This is a genomic window from Kiritimatiellia bacterium (assembly GCA_018001225.1).
Taxonomy (GTDB): domain Bacteria; phylum Verrucomicrobiota; class Kiritimatiellia; order CAIQIC01; family JAGNIJ01; genus JAGNIJ01.
Window position 1 is genome coordinate 1 of sequence record JAGNIJ010000077.1, and the last position, 3,585, is coordinate 3,585.

Below are 3,585 nucleotides of genomic sequence, written 5' to 3' on the forward strand. Positions count from 1 at the left end.
GCCGGGTACCACTCCGGAGAAGGAACTCGAATACAAGACCGTGGCCGAGCAGATCGTCTCCAACGGCCGGGGCTACCTGCCCAACGGCTCCGACGTGAAGACCGTGGACACCGCCCAACGGTCCCGGATGCCGTTCCAGGAGCGGATCACCTACTGCGACCAGCAGATCGTCATGGCCGCGACCGGCGGATTACTCACGATGCTGACTGAATCGGGGAGTGGCACGCTGGCCGGCGGCGCTCATAGCCGCGGCCTGTTGGAACTGGCCCGCTCCGACGCCGCCCGGCTCTCCGAGGTCTTCCAGCGCGACCTGGACGATCACTGGCTCAACGAGTTCTTCCCCGGCCAGCCGCACGCCGCCTATTTCCGATTCGATGTGCCGGAAGACTACAACGTCCCGACCATGCTGGAAGCTGTCGCCAACCTGAACTGGGCCGGCTACCGCGTGGACAAGTCGCAGATCGAAGACAAAACCGGGCTGAAGCTGTTGGACGCTCCGGCCCAAGGAGAATGACCATGCCGACAATCCTGATGAACCGCGCCGCTTTCGATCGGGCCCTGGCCAATGCTGGACCCATGACGGAGCAGCAGCGCCGGGCCATGTTTGCGAGGCGCTCCAAGGGTTATGCCATCACGGCTGACCAGGCCCGCAGTAACGCCCGTCGCGCGCAAGCCGCCGCGCTCGGGTCCAAGGTTGTCCTCACGGATGTGAGTCCCGCCGTCTCCGATGTCGGTCCGTACACGCCGCGATCCGGCGCCTTTACTGAAACCGTGCGTCAATCGCCGCAGTCGGTCCGCGTTACGCAGGGCAAGATGGTCCCCGGCCAGGATATCGGTTCGCGCAATTCTTCGAAGTCCGGGGCGGAACTTATTCGGGAGCGAAATCGTACCACGCTACCGATCCCCCGCGCCCCGTCCACGCCGAAGCAGATCATCTCGGATCAGCGTAAGGCAGAGCTTCAAGAGCTGTACCTCGCTGGCGGCATGTCAAAGGAACTGGGGGACGCTTTGATCGCGTCCGGAATAATTACTCCGAAAACGGGGGGCGTTGTGGGCGCTCCGCGTGCTGGGAAGAAAGCCGGCAGCAGAGCGGGGGCGCCGGCGTCGAGGATCACGGCCGACGGTCGTCGAATCGCATTGCCCGATCGGGGTCTGGGCCGGCCCGATTGGTATGTCTCCGGCGGTGGGGGTCTCGCGCCCGGCCTCTCCGGCAGCCCGAAGCGGAGTCGATAATATGAACGTCCTGCTTCCCAATCGCTTCGAGGTCCCGGCCGACGGCTGGTACCAGGTCTCCGCCCTGGGTGAGTTCAAGCACAACCCCACCGGCCTCGTGCAGATCCTCGACGCGGATAGCTGCCGCGCGATGATCGAGACCTTCCAACGCGAAGCCGCGGCGCCGAACTTCCCCGGCATCCTCGTGGACTTCGACCATTTCAGCCTCGACCAGGACAAACCCACCGAGGCCGCCGGCTGGATCGCCGCCCTTGAGCAGCGCCCGGACGGGCTCTGGGCACAGATCCGCTGGACGGACAAGGGCGAGGAGGCGATCCGCGGCGGGCGCTACCGCTTCATCTCGCCGGTCTTCCGGCAGGACGAATGCACGGACCTGGGCGAGTGCCGGGTCCGGCCGCTCCGGCTGGTGAACGCGGCGCTCACGAACGATCCGAACATTTCGGGCATGGTCCCGCTCTCAAACAAGAAACAAGAAAAGCCGGCCGCTGCCGCCGAAGGCGTTGCATCCGCGCCGATGCTTATTCAACTGGGGAGCCGGGACCGTGCCCTTTTCAATTGCGCCGTGGTCCTCGCCAACTGGCGGGGCGGCTACCAGACCGACGACCAACGCAAGGCCATGTTCGCCCGGCTCCGAGGGGGTGGCGGCGGGTCAGGCGCCAATGGGCGGTCCTATGATTCTCGTGTCACGATGCACCCGTCCACCTATGCGGGTGAAACCCCGGCGGATGCCGCGGAGCGGTTGGACCGCTCCATCCCGTCCATTCTCGGGGACGCCGCCGAGTATCTATACGACGGCCTTTTCCCCGGCATGTCGGGTTCGGAGGCCCTGCAGCTTCTGGGTGCGATCCAGGGCATGGCCTATTCCGTGAAGCTGGCCCAGTCCGCTGCGGCTGTGGCCGGCCGGGCCGTTCAGTTGAATGCGTCGGGCACGGCCGCGCGGCCGTCGATCTACGAATTCGGGGAGCCCTCGACGGAGTACTTCCGCTGGTACCAATACGGCGGCAAGCCCCATTCGTCACCGCTGTCCACGGCCCAGGCGGAATCCTACATGCGCCTGATCGGGCTCACCAACCGGGCGATCCACCTGGCCAACGCCGGGACGCCGGTTCAGTTCATGACCGATGAGCAACGCCGCGCCATGTTCGCCCGCTTGCGTGGTGGCGGCGGTGGCGGCGGGCAGTCGTCCTCGTCGTCCTACCGCCCGTTGAACTACGACAGCTCGCGCGACTACGAGGCTCGAATCGCCTCCCTTGAGCAGCAAAAGAAGAACTTGGAGGCCAGCATCCCGCCGCCGCCCGAGCCGCGCAGCTTCGAGTTGATCGATACTCGGGCCCTGGAGCGGGAACTGCTCCGAACCGGTTTGAATGTGCGCGAGATCAAGTCCCAGGTCGAAGCGGCCGAGGCACAGAATCAAGCGGTCCGGGCTCAACTCCGCTCCATCGAGAAGCAGATCAAGGCCAAGTACAAGGACCCCAAGAAGCAGAAGGCCGCGCTCCAGGCGTTCTTCGATAAAGTGGCCGAGCAGAACGCGAAGGATCAGTACCAATACGAGGACAGCGTCCGCGAGACCCAGGAGCAGATCAACAAGCTCGATGCCGCCATCCAGTTGGAGCGCATTCGGCAGCAGGAAGCCGAGGCCGAAGCGGAGCGGCTTGCGTGGAACGCGGACAGCCGAGAAATGAGCCGCGAGGACCGGGAGGCGCTCAAGGCCCAGATCGCCGCGGATAAGGCCGAGGCCCGCGCGGCGGCGCAGGCGGCCAAGGCGAGCTCGCCCGAGGCCCAGGCCCGGCAGGAGAAGCAGAAGGTCTCCACGCTCAAAGCCCTGTGGCGCGATGCCGCCAATGGCGACGAGGGCGCCGTGATCCGCGGCCTGCAGAAGCTCGGTGTGGACCCGTCCACGGTGGACATTGCCGCCCTCGTGGACGAAGCCACGTCCATCGGCGTAGTCGGCCGCGATGCCAGTTGGCAGCAGCGCCTCCAAGCCCGCCAGGACAAAGCCAACGCCTACAACCGACCCATTCCGGGAGCCGATGGAGAACCGATCCAGACCGTGCCCCGCAGCACGGCCCAGTACCAGGATGCCCCGCTTCGCGGCACCGATCCGGGCCCCGTTCATCACAACCCGCAGGTATCCGAGCGCGAGGTCGATTCGTTCATCCGCTGGCAATCCGAGGCGGACGACATTGCGGCCCGCAGCAAGCGTGGCGCGATCCCGGACTGGCAGGCCAAACAGGAACTCGACCGCGCCTGGGCCCGGCACCAGCAGCGAATCGCGGGGGAGTAATGTCCATCCTGCTTTCCAACTGGCGCGGCGGCTACCAGACCGACGAGCAGCGCAAGGCCATGTTCGCC

General features: G+C 65.9%; 3 protein-coding genes. All 3 read left to right on the forward strand.

Going from position 1 to position 3,585, the window contains the following annotated elements:
• The coding region (locus tag KA248_15750) for a DUF935 family protein (protein MBP7831362.1) at window positions 1-514 on the forward strand (514 nt) is incomplete at its 5' end.
• A 2-nt stretch (window positions 515-516) separates the two neighbouring features.
• Window positions 517-1,233, forward strand: coding sequence for a hypothetical protein (locus KA248_15755; protein MBP7831363.1), 717 nt, complete (start codon window positions 517-519; stop codon window positions 1,231-1,233).
• A 1-nt stretch (window position 1,234) separates the two neighbouring features.
• Window positions 1,235-3,517: a hypothetical protein gene (locus KA248_15760; GenBank protein MBP7831364.1), complete on the forward strand. Its 2,283-nt coding sequence runs from the start codon at window positions 1,235-1,237 to the stop codon at window positions 3,515-3,517.
• The last annotated feature ends 68 nt before the right edge of the window (window positions 3,518-3,585 follow it).

Bases quoted from the DNA above. Each gene is read 5' to 3' on its own strand.
- KA248_15760 (MBP7831364.1), top strand. From the start codon at position 1,235: ATGAACGTCCTGCTTCCCAATCGCTTCGAGGTCCCGGCCGACGGCTGG.
- KA248_15755 (MBP7831363.1), top strand. From the start codon at position 517: ATGCCGACAATCCTGATGAACCGCGCCGCTTTCGATCGGGCCCTGGCC.